Origin of the sequence: Mesorhizobium sp. C277A, assembly GCF_040324395.1 — a bacterium.
GTDB lineage: Bacteria > Pseudomonadota > Alphaproteobacteria > Rhizobiales > Rhizobiaceae > Mesorhizobium.
Genome location: NZ_JAMYVW010000002.1, coordinates 654,707 through 671,851, shown reverse-complemented (window position 1 = coordinate 671,851; position 17,145 = coordinate 654,707). Strand labels below are relative to the sequence as shown.

General features: G+C 64.4%; 13 protein-coding genes. 9 read left to right on the top strand and 4 right to left on the bottom strand.

Annotated features, from left to right (window positions below):
• Positions 1 to 212: 212 nt before the first annotated feature.
• From NKK52_RS03215 to NKK52_RS03205, 3 genes are all read left to right on the top strand, one after another.
• Positions 213 to 1,655, top strand: coding sequence for a methylmalonyl-CoA mutase subunit beta (locus tag NKK52_RS03215; RefSeq protein WP_023684564.1), 1,443 nt, complete (start codon positions 213 to 215; stop codon positions 1,653 to 1,655).
• A complete protein-coding gene (gene scpA / locus NKK52_RS03210) occupies positions 1,652 to 3,772 on the top strand; it encodes a methylmalonyl-CoA mutase (RefSeq protein WP_023684565.1) in 2,121 nt (706 codons plus the stop codon). The genes NKK52_RS03215 and scpA overlap by 4 nt, the downstream gene beginning before the upstream one ends.
• Positions 3,773 to 3,836: 64 nt before the next feature.
• A complete protein-coding gene (locus tag NKK52_RS03205; RefSeq protein ID WP_023670750.1) occupies positions 3,837 to 4,073 on the top strand; it encodes an AbrB/MazE/SpoVT family DNA-binding domain-containing protein in 237 nt (78 codons plus the stop codon).
• Between the two features lie 7 nt (positions 4,074 to 4,080).
• On the opposite strand, the gene greA is transcribed toward NKK52_RS03205, so the two are convergent.
• Complete coding sequence (gene greA, locus NKK52_RS03200) at positions 4,081 to 4,554, bottom strand: transcription elongation factor GreA (RefSeq protein WP_023670749.1); 474 nt, start codon at positions 4,552 to 4,554, stop codon at positions 4,081 to 4,083.
• A 139-nt stretch (positions 4,555 to 4,693) separates the two neighbouring features.
• On the opposite strand from greA, the gene NKK52_RS03195 reads away from it, so the two are divergent.
• A complete protein-coding gene (locus NKK52_RS03195; RefSeq protein WP_352628234.1) occupies positions 4,694 to 6,049 on the top strand; it encodes a TIGR03808 family TAT-translocated repetitive protein in 1,356 nt (451 codons plus the stop codon).
• Here the strand turns inward: NKK52_RS03195 and NKK52_RS03190 are convergent.
• Positions 6,042 to 7,046, bottom strand: a complete 1,005-nt coding sequence (locus NKK52_RS03190; RefSeq protein WP_023684566.1) for an asparaginase — start codon at positions 7,044 to 7,046, stop codon at positions 6,042 to 6,044. The genes NKK52_RS03195 and NKK52_RS03190 overlap by 8 nt on opposite strands.
• A 28-nt stretch (positions 7,047 to 7,074) precedes the next feature.
• Entirely contained in the window at positions 7,075 to 8,241 is a 1,167-nt protein-coding gene (locus NKK52_RS03185; protein WP_023684567.1) for an acetyl-CoA acetyltransferase, read from the bottom strand.
• Positions 8,242 to 8,431: 190 nt separating this feature from the next.
• Between NKK52_RS03185 and betI the strand changes: the two genes are divergently transcribed.
• Genes betI through betB form a run of 5 tightly spaced genes read left to right on the top strand, consistent with a single transcriptional unit; the run spans position 8,432 to position 14,715 of the window.
• Positions 8,432 to 9,022, top strand: coding sequence for a choline-binding transcriptional repressor BetI (betI, locus tag NKK52_RS03180; RefSeq protein WP_023670745.1), 591 nt, complete (start codon positions 8,432 to 8,434; stop codon positions 9,020 to 9,022).
• A gap of 8 nt (positions 9,023 to 9,030) precedes the next feature.
• Positions 9,031 to 10,560, top strand: coding sequence for a choline-sulfatase (gene betC, locus NKK52_RS03175; RefSeq protein WP_023684568.1), 1,530 nt, complete (start codon positions 9,031 to 9,033; stop codon positions 10,558 to 10,560).
• Entirely contained in the window at positions 10,557 to 11,561 is a 1,005-nt protein-coding gene (locus NKK52_RS03170; protein WP_023684569.1) for a threonine/serine dehydratase family protein, read from the top strand. The genes betC and NKK52_RS03170 overlap by 4 nt, the downstream gene beginning before the upstream one ends.
• A gap of 3 nt (positions 11,562 to 11,564) precedes the next feature.
• Entirely contained in the window at positions 11,565 to 13,217 is a 1,653-nt protein-coding gene (betA, locus tag NKK52_RS03165) for a choline dehydrogenase (protein WP_023684570.1), read from the top strand.
• A 34-nt stretch (positions 13,218 to 13,251) separates the two neighbouring features.
• On the top strand, positions 13,252 to 14,715 hold the full coding sequence (betB, locus tag NKK52_RS03160; protein WP_023670741.1) for a betaine-aldehyde dehydrogenase: 1,464 nt from the start codon (positions 13,252 to 13,254) through the stop codon (positions 14,713 to 14,715).
• A gap of 187 nt (positions 14,716 to 14,902) precedes the next feature.
• Here the strand turns inward: betB and NKK52_RS03155 are convergent, their stop codons facing one another.
• Positions 14,903 to 17,140: a mannose-1-phosphate guanylyltransferase/mannose-6-phosphate isomerase gene (locus tag NKK52_RS03155; protein WP_023670740.1), complete on the bottom strand. Its 2,238-nt coding sequence runs from the start codon at positions 17,138 to 17,140 to the stop codon at positions 14,903 to 14,905.
• Between the last annotated feature and the right edge of the window lie 5 nt (positions 17,141 to 17,145).

Sequence of the window (17,145 nt, the reverse complement as noted above, 5' to 3'; positions counted from 1 at the left end):
TCGTCTAAATTGAACCAATCCTCCAAATCGGTTTTTGGAACTTGCGGATTTTGCCGCTGTTTGGCAATCGTTCCATGGTTCGTCCACGCAGGCTGCCCTATGTCAGGGAAGCGAATCCCAACCGCGCAAGCGCATTGCATTGCGATATCTGGCAGGGAACCGTAGACTGGACGGCTGACGCTGGTGCGGCCGCATAAAAACGAGGAACATGGATGGGCGCCGGAGCCTTGACCAGGAGCATCGAACCCGCTGACGTCGAGCGCCAGCGTTGGCTGGCCTTGGCCGAAAAGGCGCTCGCCGGCGCCTCCTTCGAGGAAAAACTGGTCTCGCATACCGACGATCAGATTCGCATCGAACCGCTCTACGATCGCGCCGCCGGCGCCGAGCCGCTTGTGCGCGCCAACCCCAAATTGCCCTGGATCGTCAGCCAGCGCATTGACGATCCCGATATCGGCCGCGCCAAGGCGCAGGCCCTGGACGATGTGGCACAAGGCGCGACGGGATTGTCGCTTGTCTTCGAGGGTGCTCCGAATGCGTTCGGCTATGGCCTGCCAAGGACGGCGCAGGCGCTGGAAACGGTGCTGGATGGCGTACCGCTCAACCGCACGCAGATCCGCATCGACGCCCATCCCTGGAGCCGTGCCGTCGCCGACTGGCTGGTGGCGTTCCTGAGCAAGCGCCGCTCCGACCCGGCAAAGCTGAACCTCTCCTTCGGCATCGACCCGGCGGCAATCTTTGCCGGAACCGGCCGGCTGCGCATGTCGATCGAGGCGTTGCAGGCATCGATGCCGCAATCGCTGGCGCATTTCTTCTCGCTGGGCGTGCCGGGTGTGCTGCTGGAGGCCGACGGGCGGGTGTTCCACAATGCCGGCGCCACGGAAGCGCAGGAACTCGGCACCATGCTCGCTTCCGCCGTGTCATACCTCAGGATGTTCGAGGATGCGCGCCAGCCGCTTGTCTATGCCGCTCCCCATATCGGCTTTGCGCTGAGCGTCGACCAGGACCAGTTCCTGTCGATGGCCAAGGTCCGGGCCTTGCGCAGGCTGTGGGCGCGCATCCAGGAAACCTGTTCCATCCCGGCATCGACAGCCAACATCCATGCCGAGACGTCGTTCCGCATGATGACGGCGGCGGATCCCGAAACCAACATCCTGCGCACCACCATCGCCAGCTTTGCAGCGGCAGCAGGCGGCGCGGACTCGATCTCCATCCTGCCACACACCATCGCCCTCGGGCTGCCGGCCGGCTTTGCCCGCCGCATCGCCCGCAATGCGCAGTTGATCATGGCCAATGAAAGCCATATCGACCATGTCGCCGACCCAGCATTTGGGTCGGGCGCAGTCGAGGCGCTGACCCTGGGCCTGTGCGAAGCGGCGTGGGAAGAGTTCCAGCGGATCGAAGCGGAAGGCGGCGTTCTGGCAAGCCTGCAGCAAGGGCATATCCAGAAGCGCGTCAAGGCAGCATCCGAGCGCCGCGCCGAGGCCTACCGGTCGGGTGAACGGGCAATCATCGGCACCACGCTTTACCCGCTGAAAAACGATGCCCCGGTCGAGACGCTGGCGGCTGAGCGGCGGCCGCCTTTCACAGAGGGCGTGGCGGTGTGCGAGGCGCTGTTTCCGGTCCGCATCGACCAGGCAATCGGAGCCGCACAGTGATCCCGGATTTCAGCCACATTGGCTGGTCGGCGCCACGGCGCGCGCCGGTCGAGGTCAAGGGCCAGCGGCTGACGCCGGAAGGTATTGCCGTCAAGCATCTCTACAGCCAGGGCGATCTCAAGGGGCTGCCGCATCTCGACACCTATCCGGGAATGCCGCCCTTCGTGCGCGGTCCCTACCCGACCATGTATGTCCAGCAGCCGTGGACGATCCGGCAATATGCCGGCTTCTCGACGGCCGAGGAATCCAACGCCTTCTACCGGCGCAATCTCGCCGCCGGCCAAAAGGGCCTTTCGGTCGCTTTCGATCTGCCCACCCATCGCGGCTATGACAGCGACCATCCGCGCGTTGCCGGCGATGTCGGCATGGCGGGCGTGGCCATCGATTCCATCCTCGACATGCGGCAATTGTTCGACGGCATTCCGCTGGGCGAGATGACGGTGTCGATGACCATGAACGGCGCGGTGCTGCCGATCATGGCGCTCTATATCGTTGCGGCCGAAGAACAGGGCGTTGCTCAGAAGGATCTCGCCGGCACCATTCAGAACGACATTCTGAAGGAGTTCATGGTCCGCAACACCTACATCTATCCGCCGAAGCCCTCGATGCGGATCGTGTCTGACATCTTCTCCTATACCTCCCAGCACATGCCGAAGTTCAATTCGATCTCGATCTCCGGCTATCACATGCAGGAGGCCGGCGCGACCGCGGACCTGGAGCTCGCCTACACCATCGCCGACGGCATCGAATATGCCCGCGCCGGCGTCGCCGCCGGGCTCGACATCGACCGTTTCGCCCCGCGGCTTTCCTTCTTCTGGGCGATCGGCATGAACTTCTTCATGGAGATCGCCAAGCTCCGCGCGGCGCGCCTGTTGTGGGCGACCCTGATGCAGAAGAATTTTGCACCGAACGACGAACGCTCGCTGTCGCTGCGCACCCATTGCCAGACCTCCGGCTGGTCGCTGACGGCGCAGGACCCCTACAACAACATCACCCGCACCATGATCGAGGCGATGGCGGCGACGCAGGGACATACCCAGTCGCTGCACACCAACTCCTTCGACGAGGCGATGGCGCTGCCGACCGACCACTCGGCGCGCATCGCCCGCAACACGCAGTTGATCCTGCAGAAGGAATCCGGCACCACCTGCATCATCGATCCGTGGGGCGGCTCGGCCTATATCGAACGGCTGACGCACGATCTGGCGGCGCGTGCGCTCGCCCATATCGAAGAGGTCGAGGCGCTTGGCGGCATGGCGGCAGCAACCGAACAGGGCATTCCAAAACTTCGCATCGAGGAAGCGGCGGCGCGCACGCAGGCGCGTATCGATTCCGGCGAGCAGATACTGGTTGGCGTAAACGCGCATCGCCCCGAGAACGAAATCGACGTCGACGTGCTGAAGATCGACAATGCCGAGGTCAAGGCCCGGCAATTGTCGAAGCTGCAGAACCTGAAAGGCACGCGCAATGTCGGCGCGGTCGAGAGCGCGCTCGATGCGCTGACCCGCGCTGCGCAGGGTAACGAAAACCTGCTGGAATTTGCCATCCGCGCCGCGCGCGCCAATGCCACGGTCGGCGAGATCTCGCTGGCGCTCGAAAAGGTCTTTGGCCGTCACGTCGCCTCGGTGCAAACGATCTCCGGCGTTTATCGCAATGCGCTTGGCGACAATCTGACGGTCGACCGATTGCTGGAGAAGCTCGAAGCTTTCGAGAAGAAGTCCGGCGGCAAGCCGCGCATCCTGGTCGCAAAGATGGGACAGGACGGCCACGACCGTGGCCAGAAGGTGATCGCCACGGCCTTCGCCGATCTCGGCTTCGACGTGACGGTCGGCGCGATGTTCCAGACACCCGACGAGATCGCCAGGCTGGCGGTGGCGCAGGACGTCCATGTCATCGGCGCCTCATCGCTGGCGGCGGGGCACCTGACGCTGATCCCCGAACTACGCGACGCGCTGAAGAAGCTCGGCCGCAGCGACATGCTGATCGTCGCCGGCGGCGTCATCCCGCCGCAGGATTACGGCGCAGTGCTGGAAGCGGGTGCCGCGGAAATCTTCCCGCCAGGGACGGTTATCCCGGAGGCTGCGGATCGGTTGCTGGACCGGCTGCTGGCGGGCTGATTGAAACAGTTGCACTGCTTATCAAAGTTGCGTTGCAATATCGGGCGCAACCTATGGTATAGCTATGAACACCATCATTCACGGACTTGAGGACGGATCGGGCGTTGTAATCCTGCCGCGGGAAACGCTCGACAGCTTGGGCCTGCAGGTGGGCGATGAACTCCAGATCATCGAAACCGACGACGGCATCATCCTAAGGCCGGTGCCGTGTGACGACGTCGAACGGCAAATGCGTGCTGCTCGCGATGTCATGGACAAGTATGAGCCCGCGTTGCGAAAGCTGGCTGTGCAAATAGGGTGAGCTGGCGTCAGGCGTCCGACAGCTTGACGATTTCCCATTCCTTGCCGTTGACGCTTGCGACGTCGCCGACCTTCTTGCCGAACAGCGCCACGGCCATTGGCGAGACGTGTGAGATGCTGCCCTTTGAGGGGTCGGCCTCGTCCTCGCCGACGATCTTCCAGTGCACTTTCTTGCCGTCATCGCTTTCCAGCGTGACACCCATGCCGAAGCGCACCTGGTCGCTGCCCGGTTCCGGCACGGAAAGCTCGGCGCTTTCGCGGCGCGCTGTCCAGTAGCGCAGGTCGCGCGAGACGACGGCAATGCGCTCGCGATCGGCTTTTCGCTCGGCTTTCGCCAAGATGTCGCGCAGATCGGCCAGATTGTCCTCGATCATCGCCAGGCCGCGCTCCGTCACCAGATTGCGGTGTTGGCTGATCGGCCGCTCGCCGATGCCGGCAATGGCGTTTTCGCTGTCTTCCTCGCGGGTAAAAGCCCTGCTCATCGGATAAACTTAGGCCCGCTTCGGCGACTGTACAAGCCACTTGCCGGACCCGGTCATTGGCCGGACTATCGCCGAGCGGAGACCTATGCGGCTGGCCCAATTCCTGCGAAGAACCATTTCATCGCAGGGATCTGTGCCGATGTTGAACAGACGAACGCTTCTCAAGGGGACTGTCGGCTTTGCGGTGCTCGGCGTTTCGCTGGACAACGCCTTGGCGAAGACGGCAGCGCTTGGCTCGATCAACGCCGCCGAGGTCGGCGTGGAGCCGGACGCACCGGACGACCAGAGCAAGGCCTTTGCCAGGATGCTAGCCGAGGCAAGCCAGCGCAATGCGCCGGTGTTCCTGCCGCCGGGCACCTATGTCGTGTCCAACCTGACCCTGCCCGCCCGCGTCAGGCTTTCGGGCGTGCCGGGCGCCTCGCGCATCCTCTATGGCGGCAATGGCCATTTGCTGACGGCCGAACAGGCCGAGCATATAGAGTTCACCGCATTGGTCTTCGACGGCGCCAACGTCGGGTTGGCCGACGATGCGCAAGGCCTGCTCGACCTGCGCCGCGTCGCCCATCTCGTCATCGACAATTGCACGATCACCGGCAGCGGCAAGCATGGGCTGGCGCTGGAGCATGCGTCGGGCCGCGTCGAGCGCTCCGAGATTTCGGGGGCTGCGGACGCCGGCATCTACTCCGTCGAGGCCGCTGGCCTGGCGATATCCGACAACACCGTATCTGACTGTGGCAATGGCGGCATTCTTGTGCATCGCTGGCAGCAGGCCGAGGACGGCACGATCGTCAGCGGCAACCGCGTGCAGCGGATCGGCGCGCGCAGCGGCGGCACCGGGCAGAACGGCAATGGCATCAACGCATTCCGTGCCGGCAATGTCTCCGTCACCGGCAACATCGTCTCTGACTGCGCCTTCTCGGCGATCCGCGCCAACAGTTCCAGCAATCTGCAGATGACCGGCAACACCTGCTCGCGGTCGGGCGAAACGGCGCTCTATTCCGAATTCTCCTTCGAAGGCGCCATCATCGGCAACAACATCGTCGATGGTGCCGCTAACGGCATCTCGATCGTCAATTTCAACGACGGCGGCCGTATGGGTGTCTGCTCGAACAACATCGTGCGCAACCTCTCGACCACCGGCCCCTACCCCGCCGACGCGCCGGGCTTCGGCGTCGGTATCAGCGTCGAGGCCGACACCACCGTCTCGGGCAATGTCATCGAGAACGCGCCGCTCTACGGCATGCAGATCGGCTGGGGCGCTTATATGCGCAATGTTGTGGCGACGGGAAACATCATCCGTCAGGCCGGAACCGGCATCGCCGTCACTGTGGTAGAAGGCGCTGGAAACGCCATCATTTCCGACAACGTCATCGACGGCGCCAAGAACGGCGCCATCATCGGCCAGCGCTGGGCCGAACCGGCGACCGGCGACCTCGCGCGGTCAAGCGTAAGCGGCTATGCGCATCTGACGGTCGAGCGAAACAGGGTCAGCTGAGCGCCGTCGTCGGCCGCAGCGAGCCGACCTTGGCGCCGATGCGGCTTTCGATCGGCGGATTGGCCCGCTCCAGAAGGTTCGCCGCCAGTGCGCCGTCGGCGCTGAGAAGTTTTGCCAGCACAGCGGCAATCATCACCTCGGCGGCGCGGCCGGCGCCGTCATCACATTTTAGCGCGATGCCGAGGCCAAGCTCCGGAACGGCGGCGCAATAGACACCCTCGGCGCCCGTCTTGACGAATATGCGGCCGGGCGCGGCCTGCATCAGCGCCACATCGGCCTTGCCGGTGCCGGCGACCAGGAAAGGCTCGGCCATGCAGGCAGACAGCAGGCGTTTGGCCGCCTTGGCACGCTCAGGGCCAAAGCTCGTGCCCGTCGCCATGCGGGCAAAGCCAAGGGCAAAACTTTTCAGCGGCACGGCATAGGTGGGGATCGAGCAGCCATCGGTTGCCCGGTGATCCGCATCGTGGGCAGCGCCGGTCACCGCCTGCATGGCGTCGCGCACCATCTCCTGCAAACCATGGCCTGCCTTGACGTAGCCTTGGTGGGCAATCCCCGAGTGCACGCAGGTGCAGAGAAATCCGGAATGCTTGCCCGAGCAATTGTTGTGCAGTGCGTTCGGCGAGACGCCTGTGCGGGCCAGTGCGATCGTCGCGTCGTGGCTCGACGGCCAATGCGCGCCGCATTCCAGCGCCGACTTGTCGAGCCCGGCCTTGGCCAGCATCGCCTGCGCCAGTTCGACATGCGCGGGTTCGCCCGAATGCGAAGCGCAGGCCAGCGCCAGTTCGCGGTCGCCGAAGCCGTACGCATCGGCAGCACCCGTTTCAACCAGCGGCAGCGCCTGGATCGCCTTGACCGCCGAGCGCGGAAACACCGGCCGCGCCGTATGGCCGATCTCCAGGACAGGCTTGCCGTCACCGTCGAAGATTGCGACAGCGCCGCGATGGGCGCTCTCGACGATCGCGCCGCGCAAGACCTCGACCAGAACCGGATTTGTCATCACCACGCCCCAAAAATACGGGCCGCTTCTACCTGATCCGGTCGAGGATTGAAACGTAGTTGGCAACGGCAGCGCCACCCATGTTGAAGATGCCGCCGAGCGTTGCCCCCGGCACCTGGATGCCGCCTGCCTCGCCGGTCAACTGCATGGCGGTCAGCACATGCATCGACACACCGGTGGCGCCGATCGGATGGCCCTTGGCCTTCAGCCCGCCCGAAGGATTGACCGGCAGCCTGCCGTCCTTTGCCGTCGTGCCGTCTAGCGCCAGCCTGGCGCCCTCGCCCGGCTTGGCCAGGCCCATCGCCTCATATTCGATCAGTTCGGCAATGGTGAAGCAGTCATGCGTCTCGACGAAGGAGAGGTCGTCGAGCGTCACGCCGGCCTTCTTCAAAGCCTGGTTCCAGGCCTGCTCGCAGCCTTCGAAAGACAGGATGTCGCGCTTCGACATCGGCAGGAAATCCTGGACATGCTCGTTGGCGCGGAAGGCGACGGCGCGGCGCATCATCAACGCCGTCGAGGTGTCGGTCAGCACAAGGGCGGCAGCACCGTCGGAGACCAGCGAACAGTCCGTGCGCTTCAGCGGACCGGCCACGAACGGGTTTTTCTCGCTTTCCTGGCGGCAGAACTCGTAGCCGAAATCCTTGCGCATCTGCGCATACGGATTGTTGACGCCGTTCTTGTGGTTCTTGGCGGCGATCATCGCCAGCGCGTCGGACTGGTCGCCATAACGCTGGAAATAGGCCTGCGCGATCTTGCCGAAGACGCCAGCGAAACCGGCCGGCGTGTCGCCCTCCTCCGGCAGATAGGAAGCCTTGAGCAGGTTCTTGCCGATCTCGGGGCCGGGGGTCGTCGTCATCTGCTCGGCACCGACCACCAGCACGATGCGGGCGGCATTGGCGTCGATGGCGCGGATGCCTTGGCGGACCGCTGCCGAACCCGTGGCGCAGGCGTTCTCGACCCGCGTCGCCGGCTTGAAGCGCAGTCGGTCGTCGGCCTGCAACACGAGGCTGGCGGTAAAATCCTGTGGGGAAAAGCCGGCATTGAAGTGGCCGAGCACGATCTCGTCGACCTCGTCCGGACCGATGCCGGCATGGTCGAGCGCGTCGACCGCGACCTTGGTGATCAGGCCTTCCAGCGTCTCGCCTTCCAGCTTGCCGAAGCGCGAATGCGCCCATCCGACGATGCATGCGGTCATGGCAACCTCCGTTTGCCGCAAGCCTAACATGTCATAGCGCGGCATCAGCCTCTAATATTGTTCAACAGTGAACTGTTTTCCAGTCCAAAGGATGGGCCAGAGCGACATGATCGATTGATCCGAGCGCGAGTTTTTTATTGATTGATCCGTCAATAAAAAATAATCTTCGGTTTTAATCTGGATCTCCCCAATGCCGAAAGTCGGAATGGAACCGTTGCGCCGCAAGGCGCTCATCGACGCGACGATCTCGGCGATCGGCGAGCGCGGCTCGCTTGATGTGACCATGTCGGAGATCGCCGGACGGGCGGGCGTGTCGTCGGCCCTTGCCCACCACTATTTCGGCGCCAAGGACGAGCTCCTTCTGGCGACGATGCGGCACATACTGGCCGAGCTGACCATCGACATGCGGCGCGCCCTGCAATCCGCCGGCTCGCCGCGCGAACGCGTTTCGGCGGTGGTCGCCGTCAACTTCTCCGACATCCAGTTCCGGCCGGAAACCATCGCGGCCTGGCTCGCCTTTTATGTCGAGGCACAGAAATCATCGGCCCTACGCCGGCTGCTCAGGGTCTATGCGCGGCGGCTGCATTCCAACCTGATGAGCGGACTAATCGGCATACTGCCGCGCAACGAAGCCGACCGCGCGGCGGAAGCGGTCGCGGCGATGATCGACGGGCTGTACATCAGGCGCGCGCTGAAGGACGGCGTGCCGGATGCTCAAACCGCGATCGCGCTGGTCGAAGATTATCTCGAAATCAAACTCGGCGGGCGACAGACACAGTGACAGCCTCAGTGATATCAAGGCGACCCAACATCCTGATCGTCATGGTCGATCAGCTCAACGGCACGCTGTTTGCGGACGGGCCGGCGGACTTCCTGCATGTGCCGCATCTCAAGGCGCTGGCCGCACGCTCGGCGCGCTTCGGCAACAACTACACGGCCTCGCCGCTTTGCGCGCCGGGCCGCGCCGCTTTCATGAGCGGGCAATTGCCGTCGCGCACCCAGGTCTATGACAACGCCGCCGAATTCGCTTCCTCGATCCCGACCTATGCGCATCATCTGCGCAGCGCCGGCTACTACACCTGCCTGTCGGGCAAGATGCATTTCGTCGGGCCGGACCAGTTGCACGGTTTCGAGGAGCGGCTGACCACCGACATCTATCCCGCCGATTTCGGCTGGACGCCGGATTACCGCAAGCCCGGCGAGCGCATCGACTGGTGGTATCACAATCTGGGCTCGGTCACCGGCGCCGGCGTTGCCGAGATCACCAACCAGATGGAGTATGACGACGAGGTCGCCTTCCACGCGGTGCAAAGACTCTACGATCTTGCCCGCACCTCCGAGGACGAGGCCAGCCGGCCCTGGTGCCTGACGGTTTCCTTCACCCACCCGCACGACCCCTATGTCGCACGGCGGCAATATTGGGAATTCTATAAAGACTGTCCGGCGCTTGAGCCGGAGGTGGGATTCATCCCCTATGCCCATCAGGACCCGCATTCGCAACGGCTTTACCGGGCCAGCGACTACGACAGTTTCAACATCACGCCGGAGCAGATCCGCCGCTCGCGGCGCGGCTACTACGCCAACATCTCCTATCTCGACGACAAGGTCGGCGAGTTGATGTCAGTGCTGGAGCGAACGCGCATGCTGGACGACACCATCATCCTGTTCTGCTCCGACCATGGCGACATGCTTGGCGAGCGCGGCCTGTGGTTCAAGATGAATTTTTTCGAGGGCTCGGCGCGAGTACCTTTGATGATCGCCGGCAAAGGCATTCCTGCAGGGCTGATCGAGGCGCCGGTCTCCAACCTCGACGTGACGCCGACGCTGTGCGATCTCGCCGGCATCGACATCTCCGCGATCGCACCGTGGACCGATGGCCAGTCGCTGCTGCCGTTGCTTGATGGCGGACAGCGCACCGCGCCGGTGCTGATGGAATATGCCGCCGAAGGCTCCAACGCGCCGTTGGTGGCGATCCGCGACGGCCGCTATAAATTCATCCATTGCGAGATCGATCCGCCGCTTCTGTTCGATCTCGAAGCCGATCCGCAAGAACTCACCAATCTTGCCACCGATCCGACGCATGCCGATCTGGTGGCGGCCTTCACGGGAGCCGTACGAGCGCGCTGGGACATGGCCGCCTTCGACGCCGCCGTGCGTACCAGCCAGGCGCGGCGCTGGGTGGTCTATCCGGCGCTACGCAACGGCACGCATTACCCCTGGGAGTTCCAACCGCTGCAGAAGGCGTCGGAACGCTACATGCGCAACCACATGAACCTCGACAATCTCGAGGAACAGAAACGCTTTCCGCGAGGCGAATGATGACAATTGTCCCCTCCCTCGAGCACCTCAGACAGGCCTATGCCGTGACGTCGAAGGCGACGCAGATCACGCCTTTGCTGGAATCGACAGCCTTGGCCAAGGAGACGGGTGCGGCCCGCGTCTTTATCAAGCCGGAATCACTGCAATGGGCCGGCTCGTTCAAGGTGCGCGGGGCCTATTGGCGGTTGAAGCGGCTGTCGCCGGATGAGGCCATAAAAGGCGTCGTCGCCTACTCCTCCGGCAATTTCGCGCAAGGGTTGGCGGCTGCCGGCCAGGCGCTCGGCATTCCCGTCACCATCGTCATGCCGATCGACGCGCCGGCCGCCAAGCGCGATGCGACCACAGGCTATGGCGCGCGCGTCGTGCTGACCGATCATGGCGAGCGCGCCCGTGAAGAGGTCGCAGCCGCCAAGGCCTGCGAGATTGCCGAGACCGAAGGGCTGGCGTTGCTGCATCCATTCGACGATCCGGAGATCGTTGCCGGCCAGGCCGGCGCCGGGCTCGAAGCGCTCGAACAATTCGAGGCAAAGGACGCCAGTGCCGACCTTCTGTTCTGCTCGGTCGGCGGCGGCGGACTGATCGGCGGCATCTCGCTCGCCTTCCACTATCTGTCGCCGGCAACCGAGATCATCGGCGTCGAGCCGGAAGGCTTCAACGGCATGGGTGCATCGCTAGCGCATGGCGCCATCGAGACCATGCCGATCGCGCCGAAATCGATCTGCGACGGGCTGATGTCGCGGCGGCCGGGCGACGCGCCGTTCGCGGCGGTCAAGACCGCCGGCGTGCGCGGCATCACCGTCGATGATGCCTCCGTGCGGCGGGCAATGAAGATCGCCTTCGAACGGATGAAGCTGGTGCTCGAGCCATCGGGCGCCGCCTCTCTGGCGGCGCTCCTCGGCGGCAAGGTGGATGTGACGGGTAAAACGGTCCTGGTCATGGCTACCGGCGGCAATGTCTCGCTCGCCGATTTTATTTCGCATATGAACGATGGGCGCATGTGAACCATGCTTGAAGCAGACTTCGTCATCATCGGCTCCGGCTCGGCCGGCTCGGCCATGGCCTACCGACTGTCGGAAGACGGCAAGCATTCGGTGATCGTCATCGAGTTCGGCGGTACCGATATCGGGCCGCTGATCCAGATGCCGTCGGCGCTGTCGATCCCGCTCAACATGAGCCTTTACGACTGGGGCTTTGCCAGCGAACCGGAGCCGCATCTCGGCGGCCGCGTGCTGGCGACGCCACGCGGCAAGGTGATCGGCGGCTCGTCCTCGATCAACGGCATGGTCTATGTCAGGGGCCACGCACGCGACTTCGACCACTGGGCCGAACAGGGGGCGGCCGGCTGGGGCTTCGCCGACGTGCTGCCCTATTTCAAGCGCATGGAGGACAGTGACGGCGGCGAGGACGGCTGGCGCGGCCACGGCGGCCCGCTGCACGTCCAGCGTGGCCCGCGCAAGAATCCGCTCTACGGCGCCTTTGTCGAGGCCGGCCGCCAAGCCGGGTTCGAACTGACCGACGACTACAATGGCTCGAAGCAGGAAGGCTTCGGACCGATGGAGCAAACCATTCGCGGCGGCCGCCGCTGGTCGGCGGCGTCAGCCTATCTGAAGCCGGCGCTCAAGCGGCAAAATGTCAGCGTGATCAGAGGCTTCGCCCGCCGGGTGATCATCGAGAATCAGCGTGCCGTCGGAGTCGAGATCGAAGCTCACAAACAGATTCAGGTCGTTAAGGCACGACGTGAGGTGATCGTTGCCGCATCATCGATCAATTCGCCCAAGATCCTGATGCTGTCCGGTATCGGCCCGGCCGCGCATCTCAAGGAGAACGGCATCCAGGTCGTGGCCGACCGGCCCGGTGTCGGCCGCAATCTGCAGGATCATATGGAGCTCTACATCCAGCAGGAATCGACCCAGCCGATCACGCTGAATTCGGTTCTCAACCCATTCTCCAAGGCGCTGATCGGGGCGCAGTGGCTGTTCTTCAAGACCGGCCTCGGCGCCACCAACCATTTCGAGGCCGCGGCCTTCGTGCGCTCGCAGGCCGGCGTCGACTACCCCGACATCCAGTATCACTTCATCCCGGCTGCGGTGCGCTATGACGGCAAGGCGGCGGCGAAGGCCCATGGCTTCCAGGCCCATGTCGGGCCGATGCGGTCGAAGTCGCGCGGCTCGGTGACGCTGCGCTCTCCCGACCCGAAAGCGACGCCGGTCATCCGCTTCAATTACATGTCGCATCCAGACGACTGGACCGAGTTCCGCCACTGCATCAGGCTGACTCGCGAGATCTTCGGCCAGAAGGCTTTTGACGGCTTCCGCGGCAAGGAAATCTCGCCAGGTTCGCATGTCCAGTCGGACGAGGATCTCGACGCCTTCATCCGCGATCATGCCGAGAGCGCCTATCACCCGTGCGGCACCTGCAAGATGGGTCGGGCCGATGACATCACGAGCGTCGTCGATCCGGAGTGCCGCGTCATCGGCGTCGACGGCCTGCGCGTCGCCGACTCCTCGATCTTTCCGCGCGTCACCAATGGCAATCTCAACGCGCCCTCGATCATGACCGGCGAAAAGGCCTCCGACCACATTCTCGGCCGCACGCCGCTGGCGCCCTCCAACCAGGAACCCTGGATCAATCCGCGCTGGCAGGTGGCGGATCGATAGGGCATTGTCCGGCGAAGACCATTGGAGAATTCATATGCGCGCCCAGCCAACGGCATCGCACTATGTCAACGGCCGCTACATCGAGGACGAAGGCGGCGCGCCGCTGCCGGTGATCTATCCGGCGACCGGTGAGGTCATCGCCACTTTGCATTCGGCGACTCCGAACGTGCTGGAGCTCGCCATCGAAGCCGCGCGGGCCGCACAACCGGCCTGGGCGCGGATGAAGCCGGTCGAGCGTGGCCGCATCCTGCGCCGCGCCGCCGACATTTTGCGCGCGCGCAACGCCGATCTGGCGCGGATCGAGACGCTCGACACCGGCAAAGCGATCCAGGAGACGCTGGTGGCGGATGCACTATCGGCAGCCGACTGCCTCGAATATTTCGGCGGCGCGGTTGCCGCCTTCAACGGCGATGCGATCGATCTTGGTGGACCTTTTGCCTATACGCGCCGCGAGGCGCTCGGTGTGTGCGTCGGCATCGGCGCCTGGAACTATCCGATCCAGATCGCCGGCTGGAAATCCGCCCCCGCGCTCGCCATGGGCAACGCCATGGTGTTCAAGCCCTCGGAGAACACGCCGCTGTCGGCGCTGGCGCTGGCCGAGATCTACTCAGAGGCGGGCCTGCCCGACGGGCTGTTCAACGTCGTGCAAGGCTATGGCGATGTCGGCGCCGGCCTGGTCGGCCATGATGTCGTTGCCAAGGTTTCGGTGACCGGCTCGGTGCCGACCGGCCGCAAGGTGCTGTCGCTCGCCGGCTCGAAGATGAAGCATGCGACGATGGAACTCGGCGGCAAGTCGCCGCTGATCGTGTTCGACGATGCCGATCTCGAAAACGCCATCGGCGGCGCCATGCTCGGCAATTTCTATTCGACCGGGCAGATCTGCTCCAACGGCACGCGTGTTTTCGTACAAAGTGGCATCCATGACCGCTTCGTCGACCGGCTTGTCGAGCGGACGAAAAAGATCCGCATCGGCGATCCGCTCGATCCTGAGACGCAGATGGGGCCGCTGGTCAACAAGGCGCAGCAGGAGAAGGTCGTTTCCTACATCGCGGCCGGCAGGCAGGATGGAGCAACGCTCGCCTGCGGTGGCAACGTGCCGTCGCTGCAAGGGTTCGATGGCGGCTTCTTTGTCGAGCCGACGGTGTTCACCGGTGTCACCGACACAATGCGCATTGCGCGCGAGGAGATTTTCGGGCCGGTGATGAGCGTGCTGAAGTTCGACGGCGAGGACGAGGTGATCGACCGCGCCAACGACACCGAATTCGGCCTCGCCGCCGGCGTCTTCACCCGCGACCTGCAGCGCGCTCATAGGGTGATCGCCGAACTGCAGGCCGGCACCTGCTGGATAAACGCCTACAATCTGACGCCGGTGGAAATTCCGTTTGGCGGGGTGAAGCAATCCGGCATTGGGCGCGAGAACTCGCTGGCGGCTTTAGCGCTCTATTCGCAGCTGAAGGCGGTGTATGTCGAGACCGGGGATGTAGCGAGCCCGTATTGAGGGTTGAAAGCGAAGTGACAGCTGATCTCCCCCCTTGCGGGGGAGATGGCCGGCAGGCCAGAGGGGGGTGTGACGGATCGCCACCTTTGGTCTGATCTTCGAGTAGCTGAGACGTCGGCGGGACAGCACCCCCTCTGCCTTGCCAGGCATCTCCCCCGCAAGGGGGGAGATTGGCAGCTCCAACGCCTCACCCCTTCTGCGCCGTGCCGTCCAGATACTGCGTCAGCGCGCAGACCAGATGATAGAAGATGCTGGCCGGCACGTCCGATGCCAAGGAGCGGCCGCGTTCGTCGATGCGGTCGATCCACAGGCCGAGCGGCGCCGGGTCGATGTGCCAGCGGAATAGCCGGCCGACGCGCGCCTCGATTTCGGGCTTGAGGTCGGGACCGCCCGAGCCATCCAGCGCAATCGCCGCCTTGATCGCTTCCGCCTGCGGCCAGCTGCGCGATACGAGGTCGAGCGGCAGGCCCTGCCGGGAGACCGCACCGTAGGCAAGGCCGGTGGCGCGGTTGAGGCCGTTGGCGATGGCCGAGGCGTAGAGCTTGCGGGCAAAATTGCTCAACTCGCCCTGGCCGCTGCGGGCGACGAAATCGGTGAGCAGCGAGGCCCATTCGAAATGATGGCCGGGCTCGGTCCATGTGCCCTTCTCGCCGGCGGCCGGCTTCCACCCGGCGTCGAAATATTCGCCCAGCGTCCAGCTCTCGGCATCGAAGAAATGACTGCGGAAAAGGTCGATGATGCGCGCGGCGCGGCGCAGATAGGTGCGGTCGCCGGTCGCCTTATACCAGGCGAGGAAGGCCTCGAGCAGATGCATATGCGGGTTGGAGCGCCGCTCGCCCTCGCCATCGGATGTCTCGAGAAAGCCGGTCATGCGGCTGTCCTCGAGATGCGCGTCGAGGAACACGAAGGTCTCCTGGCCCAGCCGCAGCGCATCCGGATCGCCGCACATATGCGCATGCGCCAGCGCCAGCAGCACGCAGGAATGGTCGTAGGCATCCTCGGTTGGGTCGGCGACGGAGCCGTCGACATTGAGCGTGCGCACCCAGCCGCCCCGGTCCGTGCGGCCCTTGCCGGCCATGAAGGCGATGCCATGGGAGATCAGGCGATCGGCTGGACCGTCCCAGCCGCGGGCCTTGGCAACGGCGAAGGCGTAGACTTGCCTCGCCGTCGTGCGCATGCGCTTGGGCTTCAACAGCGCCTCGCCGTCGAAGCCGAGCGCCTCGTGGAAACCGCCATGACGCTCATCGACGCCTGAAGTCGACCACAGCGGCAAGGTCTCCTCGAACAGCCAGTGATGCACGCGCCGACGCCAGGCGCCGCTCTCGATGACGCGGTCGTGTGCCGGGGTGAACCTGGTTTCCAGCCGGCCCGACTTTTCCAGCTGCTCGACGATCTTCTTGACGTGCTGGCTGTGACTGACCGGGGCAACGAAGGTGGCGTCCGCGGTCGAGACGATGGCGACATCCTTCATGCCGATCGCCGACAAAAGCCGGCCGTCGCTGCGGATGTAGGAGTTCTCGCAATCGATGGCGACGACATCGCCGACGACGACATTGCCCTTGGCGTCGGCAGGGCCGACATCAAGCAGCGACTGCCAGGAGCCGAGGTCGTTCCAGCGGAAGCCGGCCGGCACCATGGCGATGTCCTTGGCCCGTTCCATGATGGCGTAGTCGATCGAGTTCGACGGGATGGCGGCGTAGAGGTCGAGCGGCATATAGAGGCCGGACAGGTCGCTCGTTGCTGCCTTGTAGGCCGCTTCGGTGGCCTGCCAGATGTCGGGCTGGAAGGCCGCAAATGCGTCGCGCATGGCGCCGGCGCGAAATAGGAAAATGCCGGTGTTCCAGTAGAAGGTGCCCGCACTGAGATAGCTCTGCGCAGTGGCGAGGTCGGGCTTTTCGACGAAGCGCGACACGTCGAAGACGCCGCCGCTTTCGGCTGCGACTTCGATATACCCATAGCCGGTCTCGGGCTGCGTCGGCTTGATGCCGAACACCACCAGACGGCCGGCAAGCGCTGCCTGGCTGCCCGCCTCGACGCTCTGCCAGAACTGCTTGGGCGTGGCGATTTCGTGGTCTGACGGCACCACCAGCACCAGGCTGTCGCCGAACTCCGACAATGTGCGCAGCGCGGCCAGCGCCACGGCGGCAGCCGTGTTGCGCCCGGTCGGCTCGAACAGCGGGCCACCGCCGGCGAGGTCGAGGCCGGCAAGGTCGGCATGCACGCGCTCGGCATGGCGCTCGGCGGCGATCAGGAAGATCGGCGTTTCGCCCTCCGGCCGCGCCGTCAGCCGGCGCAGTGTCTTGGCCAGCATCGAGCCGTCGCCGGAAAGATCGTGGAACTGTTTCGGGTTGTCCTCGCGTGACAGCGGCCACAGCCGCGAACCGACACCGCCGCTCATGACAAAACTGACGATGCGCTCGGTCATGAAAG

What these genes read in the sequence shown, in the direction of transcription:
- NKK52_RS03215 (WP_023684564.1), top strand. Translation starts at nt 213, where the DNA reads ATGGGCGCCGGAGCCTTGACCAGGAGCATCGAACCCGCTGACGTCGAG.
- NKK52_RS03155 (WP_023670740.1), bottom strand. Translation starts at nt 17,140, where the DNA reads ATGACCGAGCGCATCGTCAGTTTTGTCATGAGCGGCGGTGTCGGTTCG.
- NKK52_RS03185 (WP_023684567.1), bottom strand. Translation starts at nt 8,241, where the DNA reads ATGACCGCATGCATCGTCGGATGGGCGCATTCGCGCTTCGGCAAGCTG.
- betA (WP_023684570.1), top strand. Translation starts at nt 11,565, where the DNA reads ATGCTTGAAGCAGACTTCGTCATCATCGGCTCCGGCTCGGCCGGCTCG.
- betB (WP_023670741.1), top strand. Translation starts at nt 13,252, where the DNA reads ATGCGCGCCCAGCCAACGGCATCGCACTATGTCAACGGCCGCTACATC.
- NKK52_RS03195 (WP_352628234.1), top strand. Translation starts at nt 4,694, where the DNA reads ATGTTGAACAGACGAACGCTTCTCAAGGGGACTGTCGGCTTTGCGGTG.
- greA (WP_023670749.1), bottom strand. Translation starts at nt 4,554, where the DNA reads ATGAGCAGGGCTTTTACCCGCGAGGAAGACAGCGAAAACGCCATTGCC.
- NKK52_RS03170 (WP_023684569.1), top strand. Translation starts at nt 10,557, where the DNA reads ATGATGACAATTGTCCCCTCCCTCGAGCACCTCAGACAGGCCTATGCC.
- betI (WP_023670745.1), top strand. Translation starts at nt 8,432, where the DNA reads ATGCCGAAAGTCGGAATGGAACCGTTGCGCCGCAAGGCGCTCATCGAC.
- NKK52_RS03205 (WP_023670750.1), top strand. Translation starts at nt 3,837, where the DNA reads ATGAACACCATCATTCACGGACTTGAGGACGGATCGGGCGTTGTAATC.
- NKK52_RS03190 (WP_023684566.1), bottom strand. Translation starts at nt 7,046, where the DNA reads ATGACAAATCCGGTTCTGGTCGAGGTCTTGCGCGGCGCGATCGTCGAG.